Origin of the sequence: Microbacterium sp. PRC9, assembly GCF_031844125.1 — a bacterium.
Classification (GTDB): domain Bacteria; phylum Actinomycetota; class Actinomycetes; order Actinomycetales; family Microbacteriaceae; genus Microbacterium.
The window spans coordinates 347,289-369,757 of sequence record NZ_JAUZUR010000002.1; the positions used below are offsets into that span (position 1 = coordinate 347,289).

A 22,469-nucleotide genomic window follows, 5' to 3' on the forward strand; every position below is an offset into this window, starting at 1 on the left:
CGGTGGGGTACCCGCCGGTAGGCTGGTGCGGTGACGGTTCAGCTGTACGACACCAAGGCGCAGACCCTGCGCGATTTCGTGCCCCTCGACCCCGGAAACGTCACCATCTACGTCTGCGGTCCGACGGTGCAGTCCGGGCCGCACATCGGGCATCTGCGCGGCGCGCTGAGCTTCGACATCCTGCGCCGCTGGCTCACCCACCGCTACGGCCGTGTCACCTTCGTCCGCAACGTCACCGACATCGACGACAAGGTGCTCGCGAACGCGTCGGACGGCGAGCCGTGGTGGGCGCTCGCGTACCGCATGGAGCTCGAGTTCACGCGCGCGTACACCGCGATCGGCATTCTCCCGCCGACCTACGAGCCGCGCGCGACGGCATCGATCCCGCAGATGCAGGAGCTCATCCAGCGTCTCATCGAGGCCGGGCACGCCTACGCCGCGGCGGCGGACACGGATGCTGCGGGCGACGTCTACTTCGACGTCCGGTCGTGGGTGGACTACGGGTCGCTCACGAACCAGTCGATCGACGCGATGGAGCCGGCGGCCGACGCCGATCCGCGGGGCAAGCGCGACCCGCGCGACTTCGCCCTCTGGAAGGGCGCCAAGGCCGACGAACCGGCATCGGCGACCTGGGGCTCGCCCTGGGGACCCGGGAGGCCCGGCTGGCACATCGAGTGCTCCGCGATGGCGCGCCGCTACCTCGGCCCCGAGTTCGACATCCACGGCGGCGGGCTCGACCTGCGCTTCCCCCACCACGAGAACGAGCTCGCGCAGTCGACGGCGGCCGGCGACGGCTTCGCGCGGTACTGGGTGCACAACGGCCTCGTGACGGTCGGCGCGCAGAAGATGTCGAAGTCGCTGTTCAACTTCGTCCTCGCAGACGACCTGCTGCGCGAGCGCGACCCGCTCGTGGTGCGCTACGCGCTCGCGGCGGCGCACTACCGGTCGAGCCTCGACATCACGACCTCGACGTTCGACGAGGCCGAGGCGGCGCTCGAGCGCATCCGCACCTTCCTCGAGCGCGCACTGCGCACGCTGCGGGGAACCGAGGACGTGCGAGTGGATGCTGCGGTCCCGGCCGCGTTCGCGACGGCCCTCGATGACGACCTCGGTGTGCCCCAGGCGCTCGCCGTGCTGCACGAGACGGTGCGTGACGGCAACTCCGCGCTGGATGCGGGTGACCGCGACGCGGCGCTCCGCGCGTTCGCCGACGTCGCCGTGATGGCGGGCGTGCTCGGCATCGACCCCCTCGACCCGCACTGGCGGTCGACGAACGCCTCGGCCGAGGCATCCGCTCTCGACGCCCTTGTCGAGACGATGATCGCCCAGCGCGCCGACGCGCGCGCGGCGAAGGACTGGGCGGCCGCCGACCGCATCCGCGACGCGATCGCGGCGGCCGGCATCGCCCTCGAAGACGGTCCCGACGGGACGCATTGGAGTGTCGCCGACGCTCCTCGTCCGGCGGAGAGCAACTGACGGGCTGCGGCCCGCACGAAGGAGAACTGATGGCAAAGCCAGGACGCCCCGGCGCCAGCAAGGGCAACAAGAAGGGCCCCACCAAGGGCACCGGCGGCAAGAACAAGCGGTCCCTCGAGGGCCGCGGGCCGACCCCCAAGGCCGAGGACCGCGCATGGCACCCGGCCGGCAAGCGCAAGGCCGCCGCTGAGCGGTACGCCGCTGCGGGCGGCACGGGCAGGCCCGGGCAGTCCGCGCCGCGGTCGTCGCGCCCCGCGAAGAAGGACGACGACACCGAGACGGTGACCGGCCGCAACTCCGTGCTCGAGGCGCTGCGCGCGAAGATCCCCGCCACCGCGTTCTACATCGCACAGCGCGTGGAGATGGACGACCGGGTCAAGGAGATGCTCGCGATCGCCACGCACCGCGACATCCCGGTGCTCGAGGTCACCCGCCCCGAGCTCGACCGCATGGCGGGCTTCGACGGCGTGCACCAAGGCGTCGCGCTCAAGGTGCCGCCGTACGAGTACGCCCACCCGCAGGATCTGCTCGAGAAGGTGATCGACGCGGGGCAGACGCCGCTGTTCGTCGCGCTCGACGGCATCACCGACCCGCGCAACCTCGGCGCGATCCTTCGCTCGACCGCGGCCTTCGGCGGGCAGGCGGTCATCGTCCCGCAGCGCCGCTCGGCCAGCGTCAACTCGGCCGCGTGGAAGACGAGCGCCGGCGCCGCGGCTCGTGTGCCGGTCGCCCTCGCCGCGAACCTCACCGCGATGCTCAAGGACTTCAAGAAGCAGGGCGTGTTCGTGCTCGGCCTCGACGGCGGAGGAGACGTCTCCCTTCCGGCCCTCGAGCTCGCCGACCGGCCGGTCGTGATCGTGGTGGGTTCCGAGGGCAAGGGCCTCTCGCGCCTGGTCACGGAGACCTGCGACCAGATCGTGTCGATCCCGATCTCGTCGAGCACCGAGTCGCTCAACGCCGGGATCGCGGCATCCGTCGCGCTGTACCAGGTCTCGACGCTCCGGGGCTCCACTCCCGCCTGAGTCCGCGTGTGACGCGCGCGGGAAGAACCGCACGCAGCGCACGTTCCCCTCTGCAGAGCCGGCGATGGCCGGCACACCACTCGTCGAAAGGCAGCACATGGCACGCATCGCCGTCATCGGAGGCTCGGGATACGCCGGCCGTCACATCGTCGCCGAGGCGGTGAGCCGGGGCCACAGCGTCCTCTCGATCGCGCGCCGCATCCCCGCCGAGCGCCACGCGGGGGCGATCTACATCGAGGGCTCGCTGACGGACGTCCCCGACCTGCTCGCGCAGATCGAGGGCGTCGATGTGGTCGTGTCGGCGGTCGCGCCGCGCGGCGACATGCAGGGGCTCGTGCGCCCGAACATCGCGGCCCTCGCCTCCCTCCTGCCCGAGGGCGTTCGCCTCGGCGTGATCGGCGGCGCCGGCGGCAGCCTCGTCACCGCGGGCGGCGAGCGGGTGGTCGACCTTCCCTCGTTCTCCGAGGACTACAAGGCGGAGGCGCTCGAGGCGATCGGCATCCTCGACGATCTCAAGGAGGGGCCGGAGTCGGTGGACTGGTTCTACATCCACCCGGCGGGCGGCTTCGGCGCGTACAACCCGGGGGAGCGGACCGGTGAGTACCGCACCGGCGGTGACGTCATCGTCACCGACGCCGAGGGCGAGTCGTACATCTCGGGCGAGGATCTCGCCGTCGCGATCGTCGACGAGATCGAGCACCCGCAGCACCCCCGCAAGCGGTTCACCGTCGGGTACTGACAGCGGCAATCGCGAAAGGGTGCATCTCCGCCGGCGGAGATGCACCCTTTCGTCGTCGGGCGAGGCGACGGGCTCAGACCAGGTCGCGCCAGTCGATGTCGTCCTCGTCGTCGTCGATCACCGGGTTGGACGATGTGATGACGGACAGCGACATGGTCTCGGTGGGCGGACCCATGAGGGTCGCCTCGTCGCGGCGGTGGCGCAGCACGTTGTCGATGTAGCTCGTCAGTGACTCGGCGAGCGGCACCGACTTGCCCTTGGCCTGGGACAGGTACCAGCGGTGCTCGAGCAGCTGGTGGAACACTTCGGCGGGCTCGAGCTTCGAGCGCAGGTCCCAGGGGATCGCCTTGACGACCGGCTCGAACACCCGGGTGAGCCACTCGTGGGCGACCATCTCCTCGTCGTCGCCGAGGCGTGAGATCCGCACGCGGAACTCGTCGAGGTCGTTGAGCAGGCGCCGGGCCTGGTTCTCCTCGACGTCGAGGCCGGTCAGACGCAGCAGACGCCGCTGGTGGTGGCCGGCGTCGACGACCTTCGGCTGGATCGACACGCGGGTGCCGTCGGTCGTGGCCTGGATCGACATCTCGCCGATGTCGAATCCGAGGTCGTTCAGCCGCTGCACGCGCTCCGTGAGCCGGTACGCCTCGTCGGCCCGGAACGTCTCCTCGTCGGTGAGTGCGGCCCACAGCGAGTGATACGCCGACACGATGCCGTCGGCGATCGCGATCGCGTCGACGCCGCCCTCGAGGCGCCCACCGGCCTCGAGGTCCATGATCTCGCCGGCGATGTTCGTGCGGGCGACGTCGAGGTCGTGCGCGCGCTGGCCCGGGGTCAGGCCGCTCTCGTGCAGCTCGCCGGTCTCGGCGTCGACGAGGTACGCGGCGAACGCGCCCGCGTCGCGGCGGAACAGCGTGTTCGACAGCGACACGTCGCCCCAGAAGAAGCCGACGTTGTGGAGGCGGACCAGCAGCAGCGCGAGCGCATCGACGAGGCGCGTCGCGGTGTCGGGGCGCAGCACCTGCGTGAACAGGGCGCGGTAGGGGAGCGAGAACTTCAGGTGCGCCGTCACCAGAGCCGCGGGAAGCGGCTCGCCCGCGGCATCCTTTCGTCCCGCGATCACGGCGACGCGCTCGACGCACGGCACGTCCAGGCGGGCGAGGTTGCCGAGCATGTCGTACTCGCGCTGCGCCATGGCCTGGGTGGTCTCCTTGATGGCGACCACCCGGCCCGAGAGGTTGGCGAACCGCACCAGGTGGCGCGAGATGCCCTTGGGCAGGAACACGATGTGGCTCGACGGCCAGTCTCCGAGCGGGGTCGACCACGGCAGCGTCAGCAGCCCCGGATCGACGCTCGAGGCGGTGATGCTCAGGGCGTCAGGCACATACCCTCCTGGAAAAGTGCGACGGCGCGGGGGGAAGAAGCTCCCACCCGCGCCGTCGCGAACGAATCAGCGGTTACGCCGCGGCGATCGCCTTGTCGGTGAGGCGCTCGCCCGACTCGATGTCGAACACGTGGACGTGTCCGGGGACCGGAGCCAGCGTGACCTTGTCGCCCGCGATCGGGTGACGGCGGCCGTCGACGCGCGCGACGATGTCGGTGCGCTTGCCGGCGACGTCGGCGTGACCGTAGAGGTAGCCGTCGGCGCCGAGCTCCTCGACGAGGTCGACCGTGACCGTGAGGCCCTTGCCGTCCTCGGGCGCGACCTGGATGTCCTCGGGACGCACACCGATGGTGACCTCGGTGCCGTGCGCCTTGCCGAGCGTGTCGGCCTCGACGCCCACGACCTTGTCGCCGAACTGCACGCCGCCCTCGGCGATGTGCGCCGGGAACAGGTTCATGGCGGGCGAGCCGATGAAGCCGGCGACGAACACGTTGTTCGGCTTCTCGTACAGGTCGCGCGGGGTGCCGACCTGCTGGAGGAGGCCGTCCTTGAGGACCGCGATGCGGTCGCCCATGGTGAGCGCCTCGGTCTGGTCGTGCGTCACGTAGACCGTGGTGACGCCGAGGCGGCGCTGCAGCGACGCGATCTGCGTACGGGTCTGGACGCGGAGCTTCGCGTCGAGGTTCGACAGCGGCTCGTCCATGAGGAACACCTGGGGCTGGCGGACGATCGCGCGGCCCATGGCGACGCGCTGACGCTGACCACCCGAGAGGGCCTTCGGCTTGCGGGTCAGGTACTCCTCGAGGTCGAGGAGCTTCGCAGCCTCGAGCACGCGAGCGGCACGCTCCTCCTTGCCGACGCCGGCGATCTTGAGCGCGAAGCCCATGTTCTCGGCGACGGTCATGTGCGGGTACAGCGCGTAGTTCTGGAAGACCATCGCGATGTCGCGGTCCTTCGGGGGGACGTCGGTGACGTCGCGGTCGCCGATCAGGATGCGGCCCGAGTTGACCTCTTCGAGGCCGGCCAGCATGCGCAGCGACGTGGACTTGCCGCAGCCCGACGGGCCGACGAGAACCAGGAACTCGCCATCGGCGACCTCGAGGTTGAGCTTGTCCACAGCGGGGCGAGTGCCCCCGGGGTACAGACGAGTTGCGTTGTCAAACGTGACGGACGCCATGTTCTCTTCTCCTTCACCGGCAGGTACGTGCCGGACGATCCGTAGTGAGGAATGAGCGGGGGCTTACCCGCACGCCCGCCATCGGGCGCAAGGAACAGTATGACACGGCGCGCGCGGAGCTTGCGTCTGGGCATTTCCCAGGGTGGCTGACTAGCATCGTGGACGGCCGCTTTCCCGCCTGGCCAGTGCGAATCCATGGTCACGCCGGATCGCCGCCCCCCTTCCGCCCCGAGAGGTTCCATGTCGAGCGACGAGTCACAGAACGCCGCGCCCAGCGAGCGCCGCGACGCCGTGCGCGAGAAGGCGCAGCAGGTGAAGGCGCGCCAGTCGCGAGCGCGTCTGATCCGACGGACGTCGCTGATCGCCGTCGCCCTCGCGTTCGTGGCCGTCATCGCCGTCGTGGTGACGTGGACCGTCTCGTCGAGCGCATCGAAGCCGACCATGAGCCCCGCCAAGGGCGTGGACGGCGGCTTCGTCGTCACCGACGTCACCGGAGCGGGCGTCGCCGACGACTCCAGCGCCGGCGGCCTCGTCGAGGGCGAGGCGAGCACGACGCCCGAGACCGAGCCGACTCCCACCGCGACCCCGACGGACGCGCCGGCGGTCGACATCCGCGTGTACGTCGACTACCTCTCGACGGGGTCGCGCGATTTCCAGCTCGCGAACATGAAGCAGCTCTCGCAGTGGATCGATGACGGCGCCGCCACCCTGACCTACTACCCGGTGGCCATGCTCACCGCGAAGTCGAACGGCACGAAGTACTCGCTGCGCGCCGCCGGCGCCGCGGCCTGCGTCGCCCAGAACTCGCCGGATTACTTCTTCGCGTTCAACGACGCCCTGCTGCGCCAGCAGCCGGAGGTCGACTCCGACGGCCTCAGCGACGACGAGCTCGCGACGCTCGCACAGGCGACCGGGCTCGACGGCGGCAAGGTCGTCCGCGCATGCATCGAGGAGCAGTCCTACGCGTCGTGGGCGAAGTCGGCGACCGAGCAGGCGCTGAAGGAGCTCCCCGGCACGGACGGCGTCGCCCTCACCGGCACTCCGATGGTGCTGGTCAACGGCACGCAGTACGTGGGCAAGCTCGACGACCCCAAGGAGTTCGCGCAGTTCGTGCTGACGGTCGCGAGCGACGCGTACTACAAGGCGACGCCGACCCCCACGCCCACCCCGACGGCTCCATGACCGGGTGCTCGCGCGGGCGCCGCTAGACTGGGCGCTCTGCCGACTTGGCGCAATTGGTAGCGCACCGTACTTGTAATACGGGGGTTACGGGTTCAAGTCCCGTAGTCGGCTCCAGTTTCCGGCGACTCGTCGCCGCGGGTCCGCGCCCCGTGGCCGGTTCCGGTCCCGCGGGCAGGAGAGGATGGATCGGGTGACCGCACGCCGCCTGCCCGTATGGATCGGGCTCGGCGGCGCCGCACTCATCGGCATCCTCACCGCCGTGCAGGCGCGCATCAACGGCCAGCTCGGCGTCCGCATCGGCGACGGGTTCGCCGCCGCCGTGATCTCGTTCGGCTCGGGGCTGATCGTCCTCGTCGTGCTGTCGGCCGCCCTGCCGCAGGGGCGGCGCGGATTCGGCGCCTTGGTGACGGGGCTGCGCGAGCGGAGGATCCCGATCTGGATGCTGTGCGGCGGCGTCGCCGGCGCGCTCTCGGTCGCCACGCAATCGCTGGCGGTGGGCATCATCGGCGTGGCCCTGTTCACCGTGGGGGTCGTCGCCGGGCAGACGGTGAGCGGGCTGCTGCTGGACCGCGCCGGCGTCGGGCCGGCCGGTGTCGTCGCGGTGACGCCGGCGCGCCTCGTCGGCGGCGCGCTCGCGGTGCTGGCCGCGGCGGTGTCGCTCGCCGGAGGCGTGCACGCGCCGTTGGTGCTCCTGGTGCTGCCGTTCCTCGTCGGCGCGGGGATCGCGTGGCAGTCTGCGGTCAACGGCCGGCTGCGGCAGCGCGTCGGCACGCCGCTGACGGCGACCCTCGTCAACTTCATCGGCGGCACGGCGGTCCTCGGCGTCGCCGAGCTCATCCACACCGCGATCGCGGGGCCCCCGACCTCGTTCCCGGCGGATCCGTGGCTGTACCTCGGCGGGGTCATCGGCGTGACCTACATCTTCCTCGCGGCGGCCCTCGTGCCGTACACCGGTGTCCTGCTGCTCGGCCTCGGCACCGTCGTCGGGCAGGTCGTGACCTCGGTCCTCATCGACGCGCTCTGGCCGACGGCGGCCGCGCCGACGGTCGGCGCCTCCCTCCTCATGTCGACGCTGGCGATCCTGTCGGTGGTCGTGGCCGCCGTGCCGTGGAGACGGATGCCGCGCCGCGGCCACTGACGCCGCGCACGTCGTCGCCTCACCCCGCGCCGCGCCGCGGGGTGGCATGCTGAGACCGTGCCGAAGGGGTCGCAGCCGCACCGCACCCTCCCGTCGCGCGCCGATGACGGCGCACGACCGCCCGATCGTGCGGTGCCCGCGCTGACGCCCGAGGAGCTCCTCGGCATCGATCGACTCCTCGCGCCCACCGACCGGCTCCTCGCGGACGCCTACCCGGGCGACGACGACACGCGCCAGCCCGTGCACACCGTCTACGTCGCCGCCGATCGATACGCGCCGGCACTGCCTCGAGAGTGGGGCGCCGCGGCACGCGATGCCGTCGAGGCTCACGGCGGCATGGAGGTCGTCGCCCTCGACCTGGGAGTGCCGGAGGGGTTCGCCGCCGAGGTCGCGACGCTCGTCACGGCGAAGCTCGCGTCCGAGCCGATCGAGGACCTGCGCCTCGACCTCGAAGACGGGTACGGCGACCGGGACGACGAGACCGAGGACGCCGACGTCCGCCGCGCCGCGGAGCTGCTGCTCGAGGCGATCGCCGGCGGCGAGGCGCCGCCCTTCTTCGGGATCCGCATCAAGGGTCTCGAGCGGGCCACGCGGGGACGCGGCATCCGTTCTCTCGATCTGTTCCTGGCGACTCTGCTCGCCGCCGGCGATCTGCCGGACGGCCTCCGGCTGACCCTGCCGAAGGTGACCGCCGTCGCTCAGGTCGAGGCGATGGTGCGGCTCTGCGACCGCCTCGAGCAGCACCACGGCCTCGCAGCCGGGCGCCTGCGATTCGAGGTGCAGGTCGAGACCCCGCAGATCGTGCTCGCCGCGGACGGGACCTCGCCGCTGGCCGCGGCCATCCACGCGGCGCAAGGCCGGGTGAGCGGGCTGCACTACGGCACGTACGACTACAGCGCCGCCCTCGGCATCGCCCCGGCATGCCAATCGATGGATCACCCGGCGGCCGACCACGCCAAGAACGTGATGCAGGTCGCCGCGGCGCAGACCGGGGTGCGGCTGTCGGACGGGTCGACGAACATCCTCCCGGTCGGCGATGCGGACGCCGTGCGCGCGGCCTGGCGCCTGAGCGCACGGCTCACCCGCCGTTCGCTCGAGCGGGGCTTCTTCCAGGGCTGGGACCTGCACCCCGCGCAGCTCGTCCCGCGGTTCGTCGCCAACGCCCTCTTCTACCGGGAGGGCTTCGGGCCGGCCGTCGCGCGCCTGCGCGCCTACGTCGACCGGGTCGAGGGCGCGATCCTCGACGAACCGGCGACCGCCCGCGCGCTGGCGGCGTTCGTGTCCCGCGGCGTCGCCTGCGGGGCCATCACCGAGGACGAGCTGACGGATGCCGCGGGCCTCGATCTCGCCGCACTCGCCGCGCTCGCGCATCCGCCGCACACCACGACCGAGGGGCACGCATGAGCTACTACTCGCCGCAGGGGGGCCTGCCGCCGCAGACCGCTCTCCTCACCGATCGCGCCGTGGTGAAGCCCGCGTACACCTTCATCCCGAAGGGCGTGCTGCGCGACATCGTCACCAGCAACCTCCCGGGGTTCAGGAACACGCGGTCGTGGATCCTGGCGCGGCCCGTCGCGGGTTCGGCGACGACGTTCGCGCAGCTGATCGTCGAGATCGCACCCGGCGGGGGAGCCGACAGGCCCGAGCCCGAGAGCGGGGTCGAGGGCGTCGTGTTCGTCACCGCAGGCGCGCTCACGCTCGTCCTCGAGGGGGAGCGGCATGTGCTCGACCCGGGCGGCTACGCGTTCCTCGCGCCGGGTGCGGCGTGGTCGCTGTCCAACGAGGGTGAGGAGCCGGCGACCTTCCACTGGATCCGCAAGGCCTACGAGCCGGTCGAGCCGGTCCCGGTGCCCGCGTCGTTCATCGCGCGCGACCAGGACGTCGAGCCGCGCGCCATGCCCGACACCGACGGCGCATGGGCGACGACCCGCTTCGTCGATCCCGACGATCTCTCGCACGACATGCACGTCAACATCGTCACGTTCCGGCCCGGTGGCACGATCCCGTTCGCCGAGACCCACGTCATGGAGCACGGGCTCTACGTCCTGCAGGGCAAGGCGGTGTACCGGCTCAACGACGACTGGGTCGAGTGCGAGGCCGGCGATTACATGCTGCTCAGGGCCTTCTGTCCCCAGGCCTGCTACGCCGGCGGCCCCGAGCCCTTCCGGTACCTGCTGTACAAGGACGTCAACCGCCAGATCCGGCTCACCTGACAGCGGGGATCCATGAGCGAACGGATGCTGCCGCACGATCTGGTCGTGCGCGGCCGGCGCGTGCTCACCGACGGCGGATTCCGGTCGTGCGAGGTCGCGGTCGCGGACGGACTCATCGTCGCGATCGAGCCGCTCGGCACCGGATTGCGTGGACAGGACGAGGTCGAGCTGCAGGACGACGAGGCGCTGCTGCCGGGCCTCGTCGACACGCACGTGCACGTCGACGAGCCGGGGCGCACCGAGTGGGAGGGGTTTGCCTCGGCCACGAAGGCCGCGGCGGCCGGCGGCGTCACCACGATCATCGACATGCCCCTCAACAGCATCCCGCCCACCGTCTCGGTGGAGGCCCTGGAGGTCAAGCGCCTGACCGCGCGCGACCAGGTGTTCGTCGACGTCGGGTTCTGGGGCGGCGCGATCCCCGGCAACACGCGGGAGCTGCGGCCTCTGCATGAGGCCGGGGTGTTCGGGTTCAAGTGCTTCCTGCTGCCCTCGGGCGTGGACGAGTTCCCTCCGCTCGATGCCGCGGAGATGGAGCGAGACATGACAGAACTCGCCGGGTTCGGCGGCCTGCTCATCGTGCACGCGGAGGACGCGGCGACGATCGAGCACGCCCCGCACGCGAACGGGGCCCGTTACGACCGATTCCTCGCGTCGCGCCCGCACTCCGCCGAGGACGTAGCGATCGCCGAGGTCATCGACCGCGCCCGCCGCACCGGAGCCCGCGCACACATCCTGCACCTGTCATCCTCGGACGCGCTCCCTCTCATCGCTGCCGCCAAGCGCGACGGCGTGCGCCTCACCGTCGAGACGTGCCCGCACTATCTGACCCTGACCGCGGAGGACGTGACGGACGGGGCGACCGCCTTCAAGTGCTGTCCGCCGATCCGCGAGGCGGCCAACCGCGACCGGCTCTGGGAGGGGCTCGTCGACGGGACGATCGACAGCATCGTCAGCGACCATTCACCCGCCACGCTCGAGCTCAAAGCCCCGGGCGACGGCGACTTCGCCGTCGCCTGGGGCGGCGTCGCGTCACTGCAACTGGGGCTGCCCGTCGTGTGGACCGAGGCCCGCCGGCGACGCATCCCGCTCGAGAAGGTGGTGGAATGGATGTCGGCGCGTCCGGCGGCCCTGGCGGGCCTCGCCCGCAAGGGCAGGATCGCGCTCGGCTTCGACGCCGACCTGTCGGTGTTCGCACCCGACGACGGGTTCGTCGTCGACGTCGCCCGCCTGCACCACAAGAATCCCGTCTCGCCGTACGACGGCCACGCCCTGTCGGGCGTCGTGCGCGAGACCTTCCTGCGGGGCGAGCATGTCGACTTCGCCGAGCCCCGCGGTCGCCTGCTGCGTCGCGACGCGGCCTGAGCGCCGACACCGGCCGCTCCGGCCGGGTGAGACGTGACGATACGGAAGAAGAGCGAGATGTCGGCAGATCCCTATGGCAGCGGTGCAGAAGTCCTCGAGGCGGAGGACGACCTGCGGTCGCTGATCACCGCGCGTCCTGCGCGGCACCGCGCCGTGGACCCGGCGATCGCGCGCTCGTGGCTGCTCGTCCCGGGCACCCGCCCCGACTCGTTCGACGACATGGCGGCGTCGCGCGCCGACGCGGTCGTGCTCGACATCGAGGACGCGGTCGACCCGAGCAACAAGCCGCAGGCCCGGCAGGACGTCGCCGACTGGCTCCGTGGCGGCGGTCGCGCCTGGGTGCGCGTCAACGACGCGCTGAGCCCGTTCTGGGCAGACGACCTCGCGACCCTTGCGGGCCTCCCCGGCCTCCTGGGCATCATGCTCGCCAAGACCGAGTCGGCCGACCAGGTGACGAGCTCGTTCGACCGCCTCGGCGGCACCGTGCCCGTCGTGGCCCTCGTCGAGTCGGCTCTGGGCATGGAGGACGCCGCGCACATCGCGCGCGCCCGCGGCGCCTTCCGCCTCGCGTTCGGCAGCGGCGACTTCCGCCGCGACACCGGCATGAGCGCGGACGCCGAGGCGATGGCGTACCCGCGGGCGCGCCTGGTCGTCGCCAGCCGCGTGGGCAACCTGCCCGGGCCGATCGACGGTCCGACGGTGGGCAACAGTATGCCGACGCTGCGCGAGCACTCCGCGATCACGGTGTCGATGGGCATGACCGGCAAGCTCTGCCTCGCGGCCGAGCAGGCTCCCGTCATCAACGAGGTCATCTGCCCCACGCCGAGCGAGGTGCTGTGGGCACTGGACTTCCTCGCCGACTTCGAAGGCCGCGGTCGTGTGATCCGCGACGGCAGCGACTTGCCCAGGCTCGGCCGGGCGCAGAAGATCGAGAAGCTGGCTCTCGCGTTCGGGGTGCACCCGACCTCGTGACCGGCGACGCCGAGCGACGAACCATCGAAGGGACCGACGACATGGCCGACATCCGCCTGAACGAGGGCGACGCGAACCCCGGGTTCGCGCTGCCCGACTCCACCGGCACGATGGTGCGTCCGGAGGACTTCGCCGGCCGCCGCCTCGTCGTCTACTTCTACCCGGCCGCGTTCACGCCCGGCTGCACGACCGAGGCGTGCGACTTCCGCGACAACCTCGCCTCGCTGCAGGCGGCGGGGGTCGCCGTCGTCGGGGTCTCGCCCGACTCGGTCGAAAGGCTCGCGGAGTGGGCCGAGGCCGAGCAGCTGCAGTTCCCGCTCCTCTCCGACGAGGACCACGCCGTCGCCGAGGCGTGGGGCGCATGGGGGACCAAGGTCGTCAACGGTGAGGAGCGCGTCGGCCTCATCCGATCGACGTTCGTGCTGGATGCCGATGGCACGGTGCAGTCCGCCGAGTACCGGGTCGATCCCCACGGCCACGTGGACCGCCTCCGCGCCCAGCTGGCCGCCTGAGCCCACCCCCACCCAGGCCCGCCGCAGCGATGGAGCTGGACGCGTTCAACCGCCTCGACGCCGAAGCCGCGCGAGCCGTGGTGCGCCCGTGCGTCGACATCGACCGGTGGGTCGATGCCGTCGTCACAGGGCGGCCCTATGCGACGACGGCGGAGCTCCTCGCGGCGGCCCGCACGAGCGCCCCGCGGTGGACGCCGGCCGAGATCGACGGGGCCCTCGCCCGCCACCCCCGCATCGGCGAGCGTGCGAGCGGAGGCGGAGCCGAGGCATCCCTCTCGCGATCCGAGCAGGCGGGGATCGGGGAGCCGACCGCCGACGTGGCCGCCGCGCTCGCCGCCGGCAACCGCGCCTACGAGGAAAAGTTCTCGCGGGTCTTCCTCATCCGGGCGGCCGGGCGCCGTGCCGACGAGATCCTCGATGCGCTGAGCGACCGGCTGGCCCACACTGAGGAGGAGGAGATCCCGGTCGTGGCGGAGCAGCTGCGGCAGATCGCCGTCCTCCGACTCGAAGGGATCATCGGTTCATGAGCCAGATCACGACGCACGTGCTGGATGCTGCGCTCGGAGGCCCTGCGCGCGGCGTCGGCGTCGTGCTGACCGCGGCCGACGGGGCCGAGATCGCGTCCGGCGTGACCGACGAGGCCGGCCGGATCTCGGATCTCGGACCGGAGCGCCTCGACGCCGGCACGTACCGGCTCACGTTCGCGACCGGCGACTTCTTCGCCGCGACGGGGCGTGCGACGCTCTACCCGGTCGTGTCGATCGACTTCGCGGTCGCCGACTCCGCGCAGCACTACCACGTGCCCTTGCTGCTCAGCCCGTTCGCGTACTCGACCTATCGGGGGAACTGACATGTCCGAGCCCACGATCGTCCTCGGCGCGAATCAGTACGGCAAGGCCGAGGTGCGGCTCGTCCGGGTCGACCGGGACGGTCGGCGGCACACGATCACCGACCTCGACGTGACGTCGCAGCTGCGCGGCGACTTCACCGCCGCCCACATCGCGGGGGACAACGCGCGCATCGTCGCCACCGAGACGCAGAAGAACACGGTGTTCGCCTTCGCCCGCGACGGCGTCGGCACGCCCGAGGAGTTCCTGCTCCGGCTGGGACGCCATTTCACCGGGGAGTTCGACGGGGTCACCGGCGGACGCTGGGAGGCCGAGCAGTACACCTGGACCCGCATCCCCGTCGACGGCGAGGGGCACGACCACTCGTTCGTGCGAGGCGGCACCGAGACCCGTACGGCCGTGGTCACGTTCGCCGGAGCCGAGGCGACCGTCATCTCGGGGCTGCGCGACCTCGCGGTGCTGAAGTCCGCCGGGTCGGAGTTCCACGGTTTCGTGCGCGACCGGTACACGACCCTCGCCGAGACCGACGACCGCATCCTCGCGACGTCGGTCACCGCGAGGTGGCGCTACAACCGCCTCGACGTCGGGTTCGACGAGTCGTTCGCCGAGGTGCGCCGGCTGCTGCTCGAGGCGTTCGCCGGGACGCACTCGCTCGCGCTCCAGCACACCCTGTACGAGATGGGCCGGCGGGTGCTCGAGGCCCGCACCGAGATCGACGAGATCCGCTTCTCGATGCCGAACCTGCACCACATCGCGGTGGATCTGACGCCGTTCGGGCTCGACAACCCCAACGAGGTCTTCTATGCCGCCGACCGCCCGTACGGGCTGATCGAGGCGGCGGTGCTCCGCGACGGCGTGCCGGGGAACCACCCCGCATGGCACGGGATCGCCGGCTTCTGCTGACTCCGGATCCACGCGCGCGCCACGGTCGTGGCGCCGTGTCAGCCCTTCGGCATGCGGCTCACGAAGCGGGTGGCGTCGACGCCCTTGCGGCGGGTCGGACGCGAGCGCTTGGGCTTCCCGCCGACGTACAGCCAGCCGAGGAGCTCCTCGCTCTTCTTGAGGCCGTGGGCCTTCGCGACGACCTTCGACCGGGTGTGCTCTCCGGCGGTCCGCCAGAAGACGCCCCAGCCGGCCTCGTCGAGCACCAGGCTCAGGACGTGCGCGACGCCGGAGGCGACAGCCTCCTGCTCCCACCGCGGCACCTTGTGCGTCTTGCTGTAGCTCGCCACCACCGCGATGATCAGCGGCGCGCGCATCGGCTTCGACGACGAGCCCTTGTGGCCCTCGGCCTTGTTGAGCGCCTTGCCCAGACGCTGTCGATCGGCGCCGCGCAGCTCGATGAGCCGCCACGGGTGCAGTGACTTGTGGTCGGCGACGCGCCCGGCAGCGGCGACGAAGTCGAGGAGCTCCTCGTGCGAGGGCGCCTCATCCGTCACCTTCGACCACGACCGCCGTGCGAGCGCGGCGTCGAGCGCGCCGGACATCACGCCGCGCCCTCGCCGGGCGTGAACTGCAGCGAGATCGAGTTCATGCAGTAGCGGTCGCCGGTCGGGGTGCCGAATCCGTCGGGGAACACATGGCCCAGGTGCGAGCCGCAGTTCGCGCAGCGCACCTCGGTGCGCACCATGCCGTGGCTGTTGTCCTCGATGAGCTCGACCGCCTCGGGGCGGATGGACTCGTAGAAGCTCGGCCAGCCGCAGTGCGAGTCGAACTTCGTGCCGCTCTGGAACAGCTCGGCGCCGCAGGCCGCGCACGTGTAGAGGCCGGCGCGGCTCTCGTCGAGCAGCTCCCCGGTCCAGGGCCGCTCGGTGCCCGCCTCGCGCAGCACGGCGTACTGATCGGCGGTCAGGTCTGCGCGCCACTGGGCGTCGCTCTTGTCGACGGCGTAGGTCATCGTTCCTCCTCGGCCGCGCACAACGGCCACCCTCCATTCAACCCCAGCGACCGATGGGGTGGGGCGGCTCCGCGCCGCCCCTGCGCCGTGAAACCCCACCGGGCGGACGAGACCTCGGGGTTCCCCCACGGTCTCGTCCCGGGCTGTCGTCTCACGGAGGACACGATGCGACAGGACAGCGTGGGGGAGGATGAGGGCATGGGCGGGGCGGACGCGGACGAGCAGGCGGCGGTCGTCGAGCGGTACGCGCGCTTCGCGCACGACGAGGCTCCCGGCCGGTCGGCGCTGTACGCCGAGTGGGCGGGCGGCGTCGCCTCCGATCCGGACGTCGTGGCCATCCTCGCGCGCATTCCCGCCACGCGACGGCAGCCGCCACTCGTGTTCGCGGTGACCCGCATGCTCGGCGCGCCCGAGAGCGCGTTCCCGGCGTGGGCGGCGTGGCTCGTCGAGCACGGCGACGAGGTCGTGGCCGAGGCATCCGTCCGCCGTCTGCAGACCAACGAGCCGCAGCGGTGCGCGGCCCTCCTCCCGGCCCTCGCGACGATCGACGGGCCGATCGCGCTGCTCGAAGTCGGCGCGAGCGGCGGGCTGTGCCTGTACCCCGACCGCTATTCGTACCGCTACCGGGGGAGCGGTGGCGTCCTCGCGCTCGATCCCGACGCCGGGCCCTCGGGTGTGGTGCTGGAGTGCGACGTCACCGGCGAACCGCCGCTGCGGCTGCCGCGGGTCGTGTGGCGCGCCGGGATCGACCTCGAGCCGCTCGACGCCTCCGACGAGGGCGACCGGCGATTCCTCACGAGCCTGGTGTGGCCGGGGGAGAGCGGAAGAACGGAGCGGATCGCCGCCGCCCTCGACATCGCCGCCACGGACCCGCCGCATGTGATCGCCGGCGACGCCTCCGACCCGGAGGTGCTGCGCGCGGCCGCCGCGCTCGCGCCCGCCGGCGCGACGCTCGTCGTCACGACGCCGGGGGTCCTGCCGCACATCCCGCGTGCCGGACGCGAACGCCTCCTCGACGCCGTGCGCACCCTCGACGCCGTCTGGATCACGATCGACCCGCCCGCGCTGCACGACCGGTGGCAGCCTCCCGTCGACGCCGCGTCCTGGGACGGCTTCGTGCTCGGCCGCGACGGCGAAGCGCTCGCCGCGGTCGACCCGCTCGGCTCGTTCGTGCATTGGCGCGCGTGGCGCACGGGGCCAACGGATGCTGCGGGCTAGCGTGGACGCGTGCCTCTGACCGACCGCGACCGCGCCATCCTCGACTTCGAGGCCGAGTGGCGCCGGCACGCGGGGGCCAAGGAGGAGGCGATCCGCTCCGACCTCGGCCTGTCGCCGGCGCGGTACTACCAGCTGCTCGGCCGCCTCATCGACACGACCGGCGCGCAGGAGCACGACCCCATGCTCGTCAAGCGGCTCCGCCGGCTGCGCGAGGCGCGCCTGCACGAGCGCGCCGGCCGCGCCGCCGACGCGCGCTGACCCGCCGCTGCGCGCCACGCGGACCGTCGCAGACCGGACGCCCGGCCTCCGGCGGGTAACATCGACGGGTGCCGACCACCAGCTTCCCCCGGGATCGTTTCGACGATGTGCCGGAGACGGATCGCGTCGGCGCCCACCGGGCCGAGAACCCGCGCATGCGCGGATGGGTCGTCCTGCTGTGGGCCGCGCTGGCCACCGTCGTGCTCATCGTCGTGGGCATCTTCGGCACGCTGCTGGCGTCCGGACGCATCGAGCTGATCCCCACTCCCACCCCGACCGTCGAGCCGGTCCCCGAGGTCACGCCGGTCGTCGACGTGAACTACGACGTCATGATCCTCAACGCGACCCCCGAGCAAGGGCTCGCGACGCAGATGAAGGACGTCGTCGTCGGTGCGGGCTGGGCGGATGACAAGGTGACCGCGGGCGAGGCGGGGTCGCAGGACTTCCCGACGACCACCGTGTTCTACGTCGACCCCGCTGACGAAGCCGCGGCAGCAGGTCTCGCCGGCGTCATCGGAGGCGCCGAGATCGAGCAGAGCGAGGCGTACCCCGCGACCACGGAGGGCGTGCCGCAGCTCACCGTCGTGATCGGTCTCGACCGCACCGCTGCGGGGCAGACCCCGGCCCCTACGCCCTGACCCGTCGAGTGCGTGTTTCGCGCCGGTAAACACTTGTGTGCCTGCATGTCAACAAGTGACGAAACGCGCGGATGCCGCGATTTCGCCTGCATACGATGAAGCCCTGCACCGCCGGCAACAGGAGAAACGCATGACCCAGGGCACCGTCAAATGGTTCAACGCCGAGAAGGGATTCGGCTTCATCACCGTCGCCGACGGCCAGGACGTCTTCGTCCACTACTCGAACATCGACATGTCGGGCTTCCGCGTTCTGGAGGAGGGGCAGACCGTGGAGTTCACGGTCGGCTCCGGCCAGAAGGGGCCGCAGGCCGAGTCCGTGCGCGTCGTCTGACGCCCGGCTCAGCGCCCGACGCTGAACCGACACCGGAGACGGGATGCCGAGAGGCGTCCCGTCTCCTTGCGTTTCAGCATCCGTCCCCGCGGCTTGCACTCGATAGGGTCGAGTGCCAGAATGATTTAGCACTCGTCTTCATTGAGTGCTAATACCCAAAGCCAACGTTCCGGAGGGACGACACACACATGGCAAAGATCATCGCTTTCGACGAGGAGGCCCGTCGCGGCCTCGAGCGCGGCCTCAACATCCTGGCCGACGCCGTCAAGGTGACGCTCGGCCCGCGCGGTCGCAACGTCGTGCTCGAGAAGAAGTGGGGCGCCCCCACGATCACGAACGACGGTGTCTCCATCGCCAAGGAGATCGAGCTGGACGACCCGTACGAGAAGATCGGCGCGGAGCTCGTCAAGGAGGTCGCCAAGAAGACCGACGACGTCGCAGGTGACGGCACCACGACCGCCACGGTCCTCGCCCAGGCGCTCGTCCGCGAGGGCCTGCGCAACGTCGCGGCCGGCGCCGACCCCATCTCGCTCAAGAAGGGCATCGAGAAGGCTGTCGCGGCCATCACCGCTGAGCTGCTCGAGTCGGCCAAGGAGGTCGAGTCCAAGGACCAGATCGCCGCGACCGCGTCCATCTCGGCCGCTGACCCGGAGATCGGCCAGCTCATCGCCGAGGCGATCGACAAGGTCGGCAAGGAAGGCGTCGTCACCGTCGAGGAGTCGCAGACCTTCGGCACCGAGCTCGAGCTCACCGAGGGCATGCGCTTCGACAAGGGTTACATCAACCCCTACTTCGTCACGGACCCGGAGCGCCAGGAGGCGGTCTTCGAGGACCCGTACATCCTCATCGCGAACCAGAAGATCTCGAACATCAAGGACCTTCTGCCCGTCGTCGACAAGGTGATCCAGGACGGCAAGGAGCTCGTCATCATCGCCGAGGACGTCGAGGGTGAGGCTCTCGCGACCCTCGTGCTCAACAAGATCCGCGGCATCTTCAAGTCGGTCGCCGTCAAGGCTCCCGGCTTCGGCGACCGTCGCAAGGCGCAGCTGCAGGACATCGCGATCCTCACCGGCGGCCAGGTCATCACCGAGGAGGTCGGTCTCAAGCTCGAGAACGCCACCCTCGACCTGCTCGGCCGTGCGCGCAAGGTCATCGTCACCAAGGACGAGACCACGATCGTCGAGGGTGCCGGCGAGGCGGGCCAGATCGAGGGTCGCGTGACCCAGATCCGCCGCGAGATCGACAACACCGACAGCGACTACGACCGCGAGAAGCTCCAGGAGCGCCTCGCCAAGCTCGCCGGCGGCGTGGCCGTCATCAAGGCGGGCGCAGCCACCGAGGTCGAGCTCAAGGAGCGCAAGCACCGCATCGAGGACGCCGTCCGCAACGCGAAGGCTGCCGTCGAGGAGGGCATCGTCGCCGGTGGTGGCGTCGCGCTCATCCAGTCGGGCCGCAAGGCTCTCGACTCGCTCGAGCTCACCGGTGACGAGGCGACCGGTGCCAACATCGTGCGCGTCGCGATCGAGGCTCCGCTCAAGCAGATCGCCCTCAACGCGGGTCTCGAGCCCGGTGTCGTGGCGAACAAGGTGTCGGAGCTCCCGCTCGGCCACGGCCTCAACGCCGCGACGGGCGAGTACGGTGACCTGTTCGCACAGGGCATCATCGACCCCGCCAAGGTGACCCGTTCGGCGCTGCAGAACGCCGCGTCGATCGCCGGCCTGTTCCTCACGACCGAGGCCGTCGTCGCCGACAAGCCCGAGAAGGCCGCCGCTCCCGTCGGCGACCCGACCGGTGGCATGGACTTCTGATCCAGAGTTCCACGACCGCGTAACGCGTTCACAGAACGGCCCCTCCTCGCGGAGGGGCCGTTCTGCGTTCCGGTGGGGGTCAGCGGAACAGGCTCGTGGTGGCGAGCTCGGTGTCGGCGTACTGGCGGCCGGCCGCCGCGAGCGCGGCGTTGATGCTCGTCAGCGACTCCTCGACCTGACGCTGCGTGGCGCGCCACTGCTCGACCACTCCGGCGAAGGCGGCCGAGGCCGATCCGGTCCACGACGACTGCAGCTGCGTGAGTTGCGCGAGCATCGCGTTCGACTCCGCCTGCAGCCGGTCGATCGTGCCGCGCACCGTGGCGGTCGAGGTGAGGATGCTGTCGCTGTCGACGGTGAAGACGGCCATTCGGGGCTCCTGATCAACGTGCGGCGGCCGGATGCCGAACCGCGGTGAAGCCACGTTAGGCGTCCCGCGAGGCGGGGCAGAGGCATCCGTCGTCAGCTGTGCACGATGCGTCGCGGGCCGCGGCTGGGGAGGAGACGCTCATTCTGAAGCGTCGGTGAGCCTCGCCATGGGCTGGGTCGCGAGATCGACGTGCTCGGCCGCGTCGCGGGCGTCGGCGAGCGGGAACGCCACGCGGAACGTCGCACCGCCGCCCGGCGTGTCGAAGACTCCGACCGAACCGTGCAGCGCCTCGACGATCGAGGCGACGATCGACAGGCCCAGACCGGACCCGCCGGTCTCGCGCGTGCGGGACGTGTCGGCGCGCCAGAAGCGCTGGAAGATCTTGTCCTTGATCTGGTCGGGCACGCCCTCGCCGTGGTCGATCACCTCGATCCACCCCATGCGGTCGCGCACGTCGACGCCGATGCGCAGCTCGACGGGGGACTCGTCCGACGAGTACCGCCGGGCGTTCCCCAGCAGGTTCGTCACGACCTGACGGATGCGATTCTCGTCGCCGAGCACCACCGGCAGGAGTCCGTCGGCGGACGGCTCCGGTTCGGCGTCGGGAAGGATGGTCGGCAGCGCCGCGCTCGCCGCGGCGCCCGCCGCGGGCACCGGTTTCGGGCGGCGGCGCAGCAGCGACAGCGTCGCACCTGCGCGCGACATGGCGGACGGCCCGCCGGCACGGCGCTTCGTCTCGGGCGGGACGGATGCCTCGTCCTCGGGCGGCAGCGCGGGCTCGCCGATCGTGGTGTCGATGACGGTGACCGGACGCATCGGCGAGGCGGCGCGCACGTCGAGGGCGGCGTCCCGGGCGATGGGGCGCAGGTCGACGGGGCCGATCACGACGTCGCGGCGCTCGTCGAGCCGGGCGAGTGCGAGCAGGTCCTCGACGAGGACGCCCATGCGGATCGCCTCCTTCTCGATGCGCTCCATCGACTGGGCGACGTCTTCGTCGCCGCGGATTGCCCCCATGCGGTACAGCTCGGCGTAGCCGCGCACCGTGACCAGCGGGGTGCGCAGCTCGTGGCTCGCGTCGCCGACGAACCGTCGCATCTGCCGCACTGTCGAGTCGCGCTGCGAGAGCGCGGCGTCGACGCGGTCGAGCATCGCGTTGATCGCGGTCTTGAGGCGGCCGACCTCGGTCGTCGTCGGCTCTATGTCGGTCATGCGCAGGCTGAAGTCGCCGCCCGCGATGGCGTCGGCGGTCGACTCGACCTGGCCGAGGCTGCGGAAGGTCAGGGTGACGAGGAAGCGCGTCGCCACCGCACCGGCGATGAGGACCACGAGCGCGAGGATCGAGTAGATGCCGATGTACTGCGCGATCGTGCGGTTGACCGAGCCCAACGGGAGCGCGACCAGCTGCGGGTAGAGGATGCCGGTGTCCTCGGACTGCTGGATCGACACGGTCGACAGGAACTCGACTTCGCCGTCGCTCGACGTGAGCGGTTCGATCTTGCCGTCGTCCGTGACCGCGGTCTCGGGCGTCAGCGTGCTGGGCACGTCCGGAGACGGACCGCCCCGCCCGCCGACGAGGGCGAGGAGGTTGTCCTCCGGTTGCTTCGGCTCGTAGACGGCGACGAAGTAGTCCGAGCCCGTGTTGTCCTTCTCCTCCACGACCAGCAGGCCGTCCACCGAGGAGAACTCGAGCAGCGGGGCCGCCGCCTCGCTGCCTCCGAGTGTGAGGAGCTGGGCCTCGACGCCGTCGATCAGCGAATTGCGGAGGAAGAGCGCGGTGCCGACGCCGGCGGCGATGAGTCCGATCCCGAGGAGCGCGACGGTGACCCCGGTGACCTTCGCGCGCAGACTCGTGCCGCGCCACCACCGGGTGATCGCGTCGGGCTTGTGCGCCAGATCGTCCCCCTCGCTCGCTGCCGCGCCGGGCGGCGCT

Annotated in this window: 24 protein-coding genes and 1 tRNA gene; 19 read left to right on the plus strand and 6 right to left on the minus strand. The window is 71.3% G+C overall.

The features are described 5' to 3' along the window. The first annotated feature begins 30 nt into the window (after positions 1 to 30). From cysS to Q9R33_RS05245, 3 genes are all read left to right on the plus strand, one after another. A complete protein-coding gene (cysS, locus tag Q9R33_RS05235) occupies positions 31 to 1,476 on the plus strand; it encodes a cysteine--tRNA ligase (protein WP_311293072.1) in 1,446 nt (481 codons plus the stop codon). A 29-nt stretch (positions 1,477 to 1,505) separates the two neighbouring features. Then, on the plus strand, positions 1,506 to 2,498 hold the full coding sequence (rlmB, locus tag Q9R33_RS05240) for a 23S rRNA (guanosine(2251)-2'-O)-methyltransferase RlmB (protein ID WP_056369500.1): 993 nt from the start codon (positions 1,506 to 1,508) through the stop codon (positions 2,496 to 2,498). A gap of 97 nt (positions 2,499 to 2,595) precedes the next feature. Further along, positions 2,596 to 3,237 (plus strand): NAD(P)H-binding protein, encoded by a 642-nt coding sequence (locus Q9R33_RS05245; protein ID WP_310245497.1) that lies wholly within the window; start codon positions 2,596 to 2,598, stop codon positions 3,235 to 3,237. Positions 3,238 to 3,310: 73 nt separating this feature from the next. Here the strand turns inward: Q9R33_RS05245 and Q9R33_RS05250 are convergent, their stop codons facing one another. Together Q9R33_RS05250 and Q9R33_RS05255 are read right to left on the minus strand one after the other, a co-directional pair. Continuing rightward, on the minus strand, positions 3,311 to 4,618 hold the full coding sequence (locus Q9R33_RS05250; protein ID WP_311293073.1) for a DUF4032 domain-containing protein: 1,308 nt from the start codon (positions 4,616 to 4,618) through the stop codon (positions 3,311 to 3,313). A 73-nt stretch (positions 4,619 to 4,691) separates the two neighbouring features. Further along, positions 4,692 to 5,795: an ABC transporter ATP-binding protein gene (locus Q9R33_RS05255; protein ID WP_056369505.1), complete on the minus strand. Its 1,104-nt coding sequence runs from the start codon at positions 5,793 to 5,795 to the stop codon at positions 4,692 to 4,694. A gap of 240 nt (positions 5,796 to 6,035) precedes the next feature. Between Q9R33_RS05255 and Q9R33_RS05260 the strand changes: the two genes are divergently transcribed. The 11 genes from Q9R33_RS05260 to pucL all read left to right on the plus strand — a co-directional run bounded on the left by Q9R33_RS05260 (position 6,036) and on the right by pucL (position 14,925). Beyond that, a complete protein-coding gene (locus Q9R33_RS05260) occupies positions 6,036 to 6,977 on the plus strand; it encodes a thioredoxin domain-containing protein (protein ID WP_056369507.1) in 942 nt (313 codons plus the stop codon). A gap of 38 nt (positions 6,978 to 7,015) precedes the next feature. Continuing rightward, positions 7,016 to 7,091, plus strand: a tRNA-Thr gene (locus tag Q9R33_RS05265). 67 nt (positions 7,092 to 7,158) lie between these two features. Beyond that, the gene (locus Q9R33_RS05270) at positions 7,159 to 8,115 is read left to right on the plus strand and encodes a DMT family transporter (protein WP_396654066.1); all 957 of its coding nucleotides are present in this window, start codon (positions 7,159 to 7,161) and stop codon (positions 8,113 to 8,115) included. Positions 8,116 to 8,247: 132 nt separating this feature from the next. Continuing rightward, positions 8,248 to 9,519: a DUF6986 family protein gene (locus Q9R33_RS05275; RefSeq protein WP_311293258.1), complete on the plus strand. Its 1,272-nt coding sequence runs from the start codon at positions 8,248 to 8,250 to the stop codon at positions 9,517 to 9,519. Beyond that, entirely contained in the window at positions 9,516 to 10,328 is an 813-nt protein-coding gene (locus Q9R33_RS05280; RefSeq protein ID WP_311293075.1) for a bifunctional allantoicase/(S)-ureidoglycine aminohydrolase, read from the plus strand. The genes Q9R33_RS05275 and Q9R33_RS05280 overlap by 4 nt, the downstream gene beginning before the upstream one ends. A 12-nt stretch (positions 10,329 to 10,340) precedes the next feature. Further along, positions 10,341 to 11,690, plus strand: a complete 1,350-nt coding sequence (allB, locus tag Q9R33_RS05285) for an allantoinase AllB (RefSeq protein ID WP_311293076.1) — start codon at positions 10,341 to 10,343, stop codon at positions 11,688 to 11,690. 57 nt (positions 11,691 to 11,747) lie between these two features. Continuing rightward, positions 11,748 to 12,662, plus strand: coding sequence for an aldolase/citrate lyase family protein (locus tag Q9R33_RS05290; RefSeq protein WP_310245507.1), 915 nt, complete (start codon positions 11,748 to 11,750; stop codon positions 12,660 to 12,662). A 41-nt stretch (positions 12,663 to 12,703) separates the two neighbouring features. Then, on the plus strand, positions 12,704 to 13,174 hold the full coding sequence (gene bcp / locus Q9R33_RS05295) for a thioredoxin-dependent thiol peroxidase (RefSeq protein ID WP_056369953.1): 471 nt from the start codon (positions 12,704 to 12,706) through the stop codon (positions 13,172 to 13,174). Between the two features lie 29 nt (positions 13,175 to 13,203). After that, positions 13,204 to 13,701 carry a 2-oxo-4-hydroxy-4-carboxy-5-ureidoimidazoline decarboxylase gene (gene uraD, locus Q9R33_RS05300; RefSeq protein ID WP_311293077.1) on the plus strand — a complete coding sequence of 166 codons (498 nt, stop codon included), beginning with the start codon at positions 13,204 to 13,206 and terminating at the stop codon, positions 13,699 to 13,701. Beyond that, positions 13,698 to 14,024: a hydroxyisourate hydrolase gene (gene uraH / locus Q9R33_RS05305; protein WP_056369518.1), complete on the plus strand. Its 327-nt coding sequence runs from the start codon at positions 13,698 to 13,700 to the stop codon at positions 14,022 to 14,024. The genes uraD and uraH overlap by 4 nt, the downstream gene beginning before the upstream one ends. 1 nt (position 14,025) lies before the next feature. Next, positions 14,026 to 14,925, plus strand: a complete 900-nt coding sequence (pucL, locus tag Q9R33_RS05310; protein ID WP_311293078.1) for a factor-independent urate hydroxylase — start codon at positions 14,026 to 14,028, stop codon at positions 14,923 to 14,925. Positions 14,926 to 14,963: 38 nt separating this feature from the next. Here pucL and Q9R33_RS05315 read toward each other — a convergent pair whose 3' ends face one another. Both Q9R33_RS05315 and msrB read right to left on the minus strand, forming a co-directional pair. After that, positions 14,964 to 15,509 carry a nitroreductase family protein gene (locus Q9R33_RS05315; RefSeq protein WP_310245519.1) on the minus strand — a complete coding sequence of 182 codons (546 nt, stop codon included), beginning with the start codon at positions 15,507 to 15,509 and terminating at the stop codon, positions 14,964 to 14,966. Next, a complete protein-coding gene (msrB, locus tag Q9R33_RS05320; RefSeq protein ID WP_056369522.1) occupies positions 15,509 to 15,919 on the minus strand; it encodes a peptide-methionine (R)-S-oxide reductase MsrB in 411 nt (136 codons plus the stop codon). The genes Q9R33_RS05315 and msrB overlap by 1 nt, the downstream gene beginning before the upstream one ends. Positions 15,920 to 16,117: 198 nt before the next feature. Between msrB and Q9R33_RS05325 the strand changes: the two genes are divergently transcribed. The 5 genes from Q9R33_RS05325 to groL all read left to right on the plus strand — a co-directional run bounded on the left by Q9R33_RS05325 (position 16,118) and on the right by groL (position 20,172). Next, on the plus strand, positions 16,118 to 17,137 hold the full coding sequence (locus Q9R33_RS05325) for a DUF2332 domain-containing protein (protein ID WP_311293079.1): 1,020 nt from the start codon (positions 16,118 to 16,120) through the stop codon (positions 17,135 to 17,137). A 9-nt stretch (positions 17,138 to 17,146) separates the two neighbouring features. Next, positions 17,147 to 17,395, plus strand: coding sequence for a DUF3263 domain-containing protein (locus Q9R33_RS05330; RefSeq protein WP_056369526.1), 249 nt, complete (start codon positions 17,147 to 17,149; stop codon positions 17,393 to 17,395). A 68-nt stretch (positions 17,396 to 17,463) separates the two neighbouring features. Beyond that, positions 17,464 to 18,033 carry a LytR C-terminal domain-containing protein gene (locus Q9R33_RS05335; protein WP_056369528.1) on the plus strand — a complete coding sequence of 190 codons (570 nt, stop codon included), beginning with the start codon at positions 17,464 to 17,466 and terminating at the stop codon, positions 18,031 to 18,033. A 130-nt stretch (positions 18,034 to 18,163) separates the two neighbouring features. Beyond that, on the plus strand, positions 18,164 to 18,364 hold the full coding sequence (locus tag Q9R33_RS05340) for a cold-shock protein (protein ID WP_045298154.1): 201 nt from the start codon (positions 18,164 to 18,166) through the stop codon (positions 18,362 to 18,364). A 188-nt stretch (positions 18,365 to 18,552) separates the two neighbouring features. Further along, the gene (gene groL, locus Q9R33_RS05345) at positions 18,553 to 20,172 is read left to right on the plus strand and encodes a chaperonin GroEL (RefSeq protein WP_045298156.1); all 1,620 of its coding nucleotides are present in this window, start codon (positions 18,553 to 18,555) and stop codon (positions 20,170 to 20,172) included. Positions 20,173 to 20,251: 79 nt separating this feature from the next. On the opposite strand, the gene Q9R33_RS05350 is transcribed toward groL, so the two are convergent. Together Q9R33_RS05350 and Q9R33_RS05355 are read right to left on the minus strand one after the other, a co-directional pair. Beyond that, on the minus strand, positions 20,252 to 20,539 hold the full coding sequence (locus Q9R33_RS05350) for a WXG100 family type VII secretion target (protein ID WP_056369530.1): 288 nt from the start codon (positions 20,537 to 20,539) through the stop codon (positions 20,252 to 20,254). A gap of 138 nt (positions 20,540 to 20,677) precedes the next feature. Beyond that, the gene (locus Q9R33_RS05355; RefSeq protein WP_396654069.1) at positions 20,678 to 22,342 is read right to left on the minus strand and encodes a sensor histidine kinase; all 1,665 of its coding nucleotides are present in this window, start codon (positions 22,340 to 22,342) and stop codon (positions 20,678 to 20,680) included. Positions 22,343 to 22,469: the final 127 nt, after the last annotated feature.

Excerpts from the sequence above, each read along its gene's own strand:
- bcp (WP_056369953.1), top strand. The coding sequence starts at position 12,704 with ATGGCCGACATCCGCCTGAACGAGGGCGACGCGAACCCCGGGTTCGCG.
- Q9R33_RS05350 (WP_056369530.1), bottom strand. The coding sequence starts at position 20,539 with ATGGCCGTCTTCACCGTCGACAGCGACAGCATCCTCACCTCGACCGCC.
- Q9R33_RS05255 (WP_056369505.1), bottom strand. The coding sequence starts at position 5,795 with ATGGCGTCCGTCACGTTTGACAACGCAACTCGTCTGTACCCCGGGGGC.
- Q9R33_RS05325 (WP_311293079.1), top strand. The coding sequence starts at position 16,118 with ATGGGCGGGGCGGACGCGGACGAGCAGGCGGCGGTCGTCGAGCGGTAC.
- Q9R33_RS05270 (WP_396654066.1), top strand. The coding sequence starts at position 7,159 with ATGGATCGGGTGACCGCACGCCGCCTGCCCGTATGGATCGGGCTCGGC.
- Q9R33_RS05340 (WP_045298154.1), top strand. The coding sequence starts at position 18,164 with ATGACCCAGGGCACCGTCAAATGGTTCAACGCCGAGAAGGGATTCGGC.
- pucL (WP_311293078.1), top strand. The coding sequence starts at position 14,026 with ATGTCCGAGCCCACGATCGTCCTCGGCGCGAATCAGTACGGCAAGGCC.
- Q9R33_RS05245 (WP_310245497.1), top strand. The coding sequence starts at position 2,596 with ATGGCACGCATCGCCGTCATCGGAGGCTCGGGATACGCCGGCCGTCAC.
- Q9R33_RS05260 (WP_056369507.1), top strand. The coding sequence starts at position 6,036 with ATGTCGAGCGACGAGTCACAGAACGCCGCGCCCAGCGAGCGCCGCGAC.
- Q9R33_RS05280 (WP_311293075.1), top strand. The coding sequence starts at position 9,516 with ATGAGCTACTACTCGCCGCAGGGGGGCCTGCCGCCGCAGACCGCTCTC.
- msrB (WP_056369522.1), bottom strand. The coding sequence starts at position 15,919 with ATGACCTACGCCGTCGACAAGAGCGACGCCCAGTGGCGCGCAGACCTG.
- rlmB (WP_056369500.1), top strand. The coding sequence starts at position 1,506 with ATGGCAAAGCCAGGACGCCCCGGCGCCAGCAAGGGCAACAAGAAGGGC.
- uraH (WP_056369518.1), top strand. The coding sequence starts at position 13,698 with ATGAGCCAGATCACGACGCACGTGCTGGATGCTGCGCTCGGAGGCCCT.
- uraD (WP_311293077.1), top strand. The coding sequence starts at position 13,204 with ATGGAGCTGGACGCGTTCAACCGCCTCGACGCCGAAGCCGCGCGAGCC.
- groL (WP_045298156.1), top strand. The coding sequence starts at position 18,553 with ATGGCAAAGATCATCGCTTTCGACGAGGAGGCCCGTCGCGGCCTCGAG.
- allB (WP_311293076.1), top strand. The coding sequence starts at position 10,341 with ATGAGCGAACGGATGCTGCCGCACGATCTGGTCGTGCGCGGCCGGCGC.
- Q9R33_RS05315 (WP_310245519.1), bottom strand. The coding sequence starts at position 15,509 with ATGTCCGGCGCGCTCGACGCCGCGCTCGCACGGCGGTCGTGGTCGAAG.
- Q9R33_RS05290 (WP_310245507.1), top strand. The coding sequence starts at position 11,748 with ATGTCGGCAGATCCCTATGGCAGCGGTGCAGAAGTCCTCGAGGCGGAG.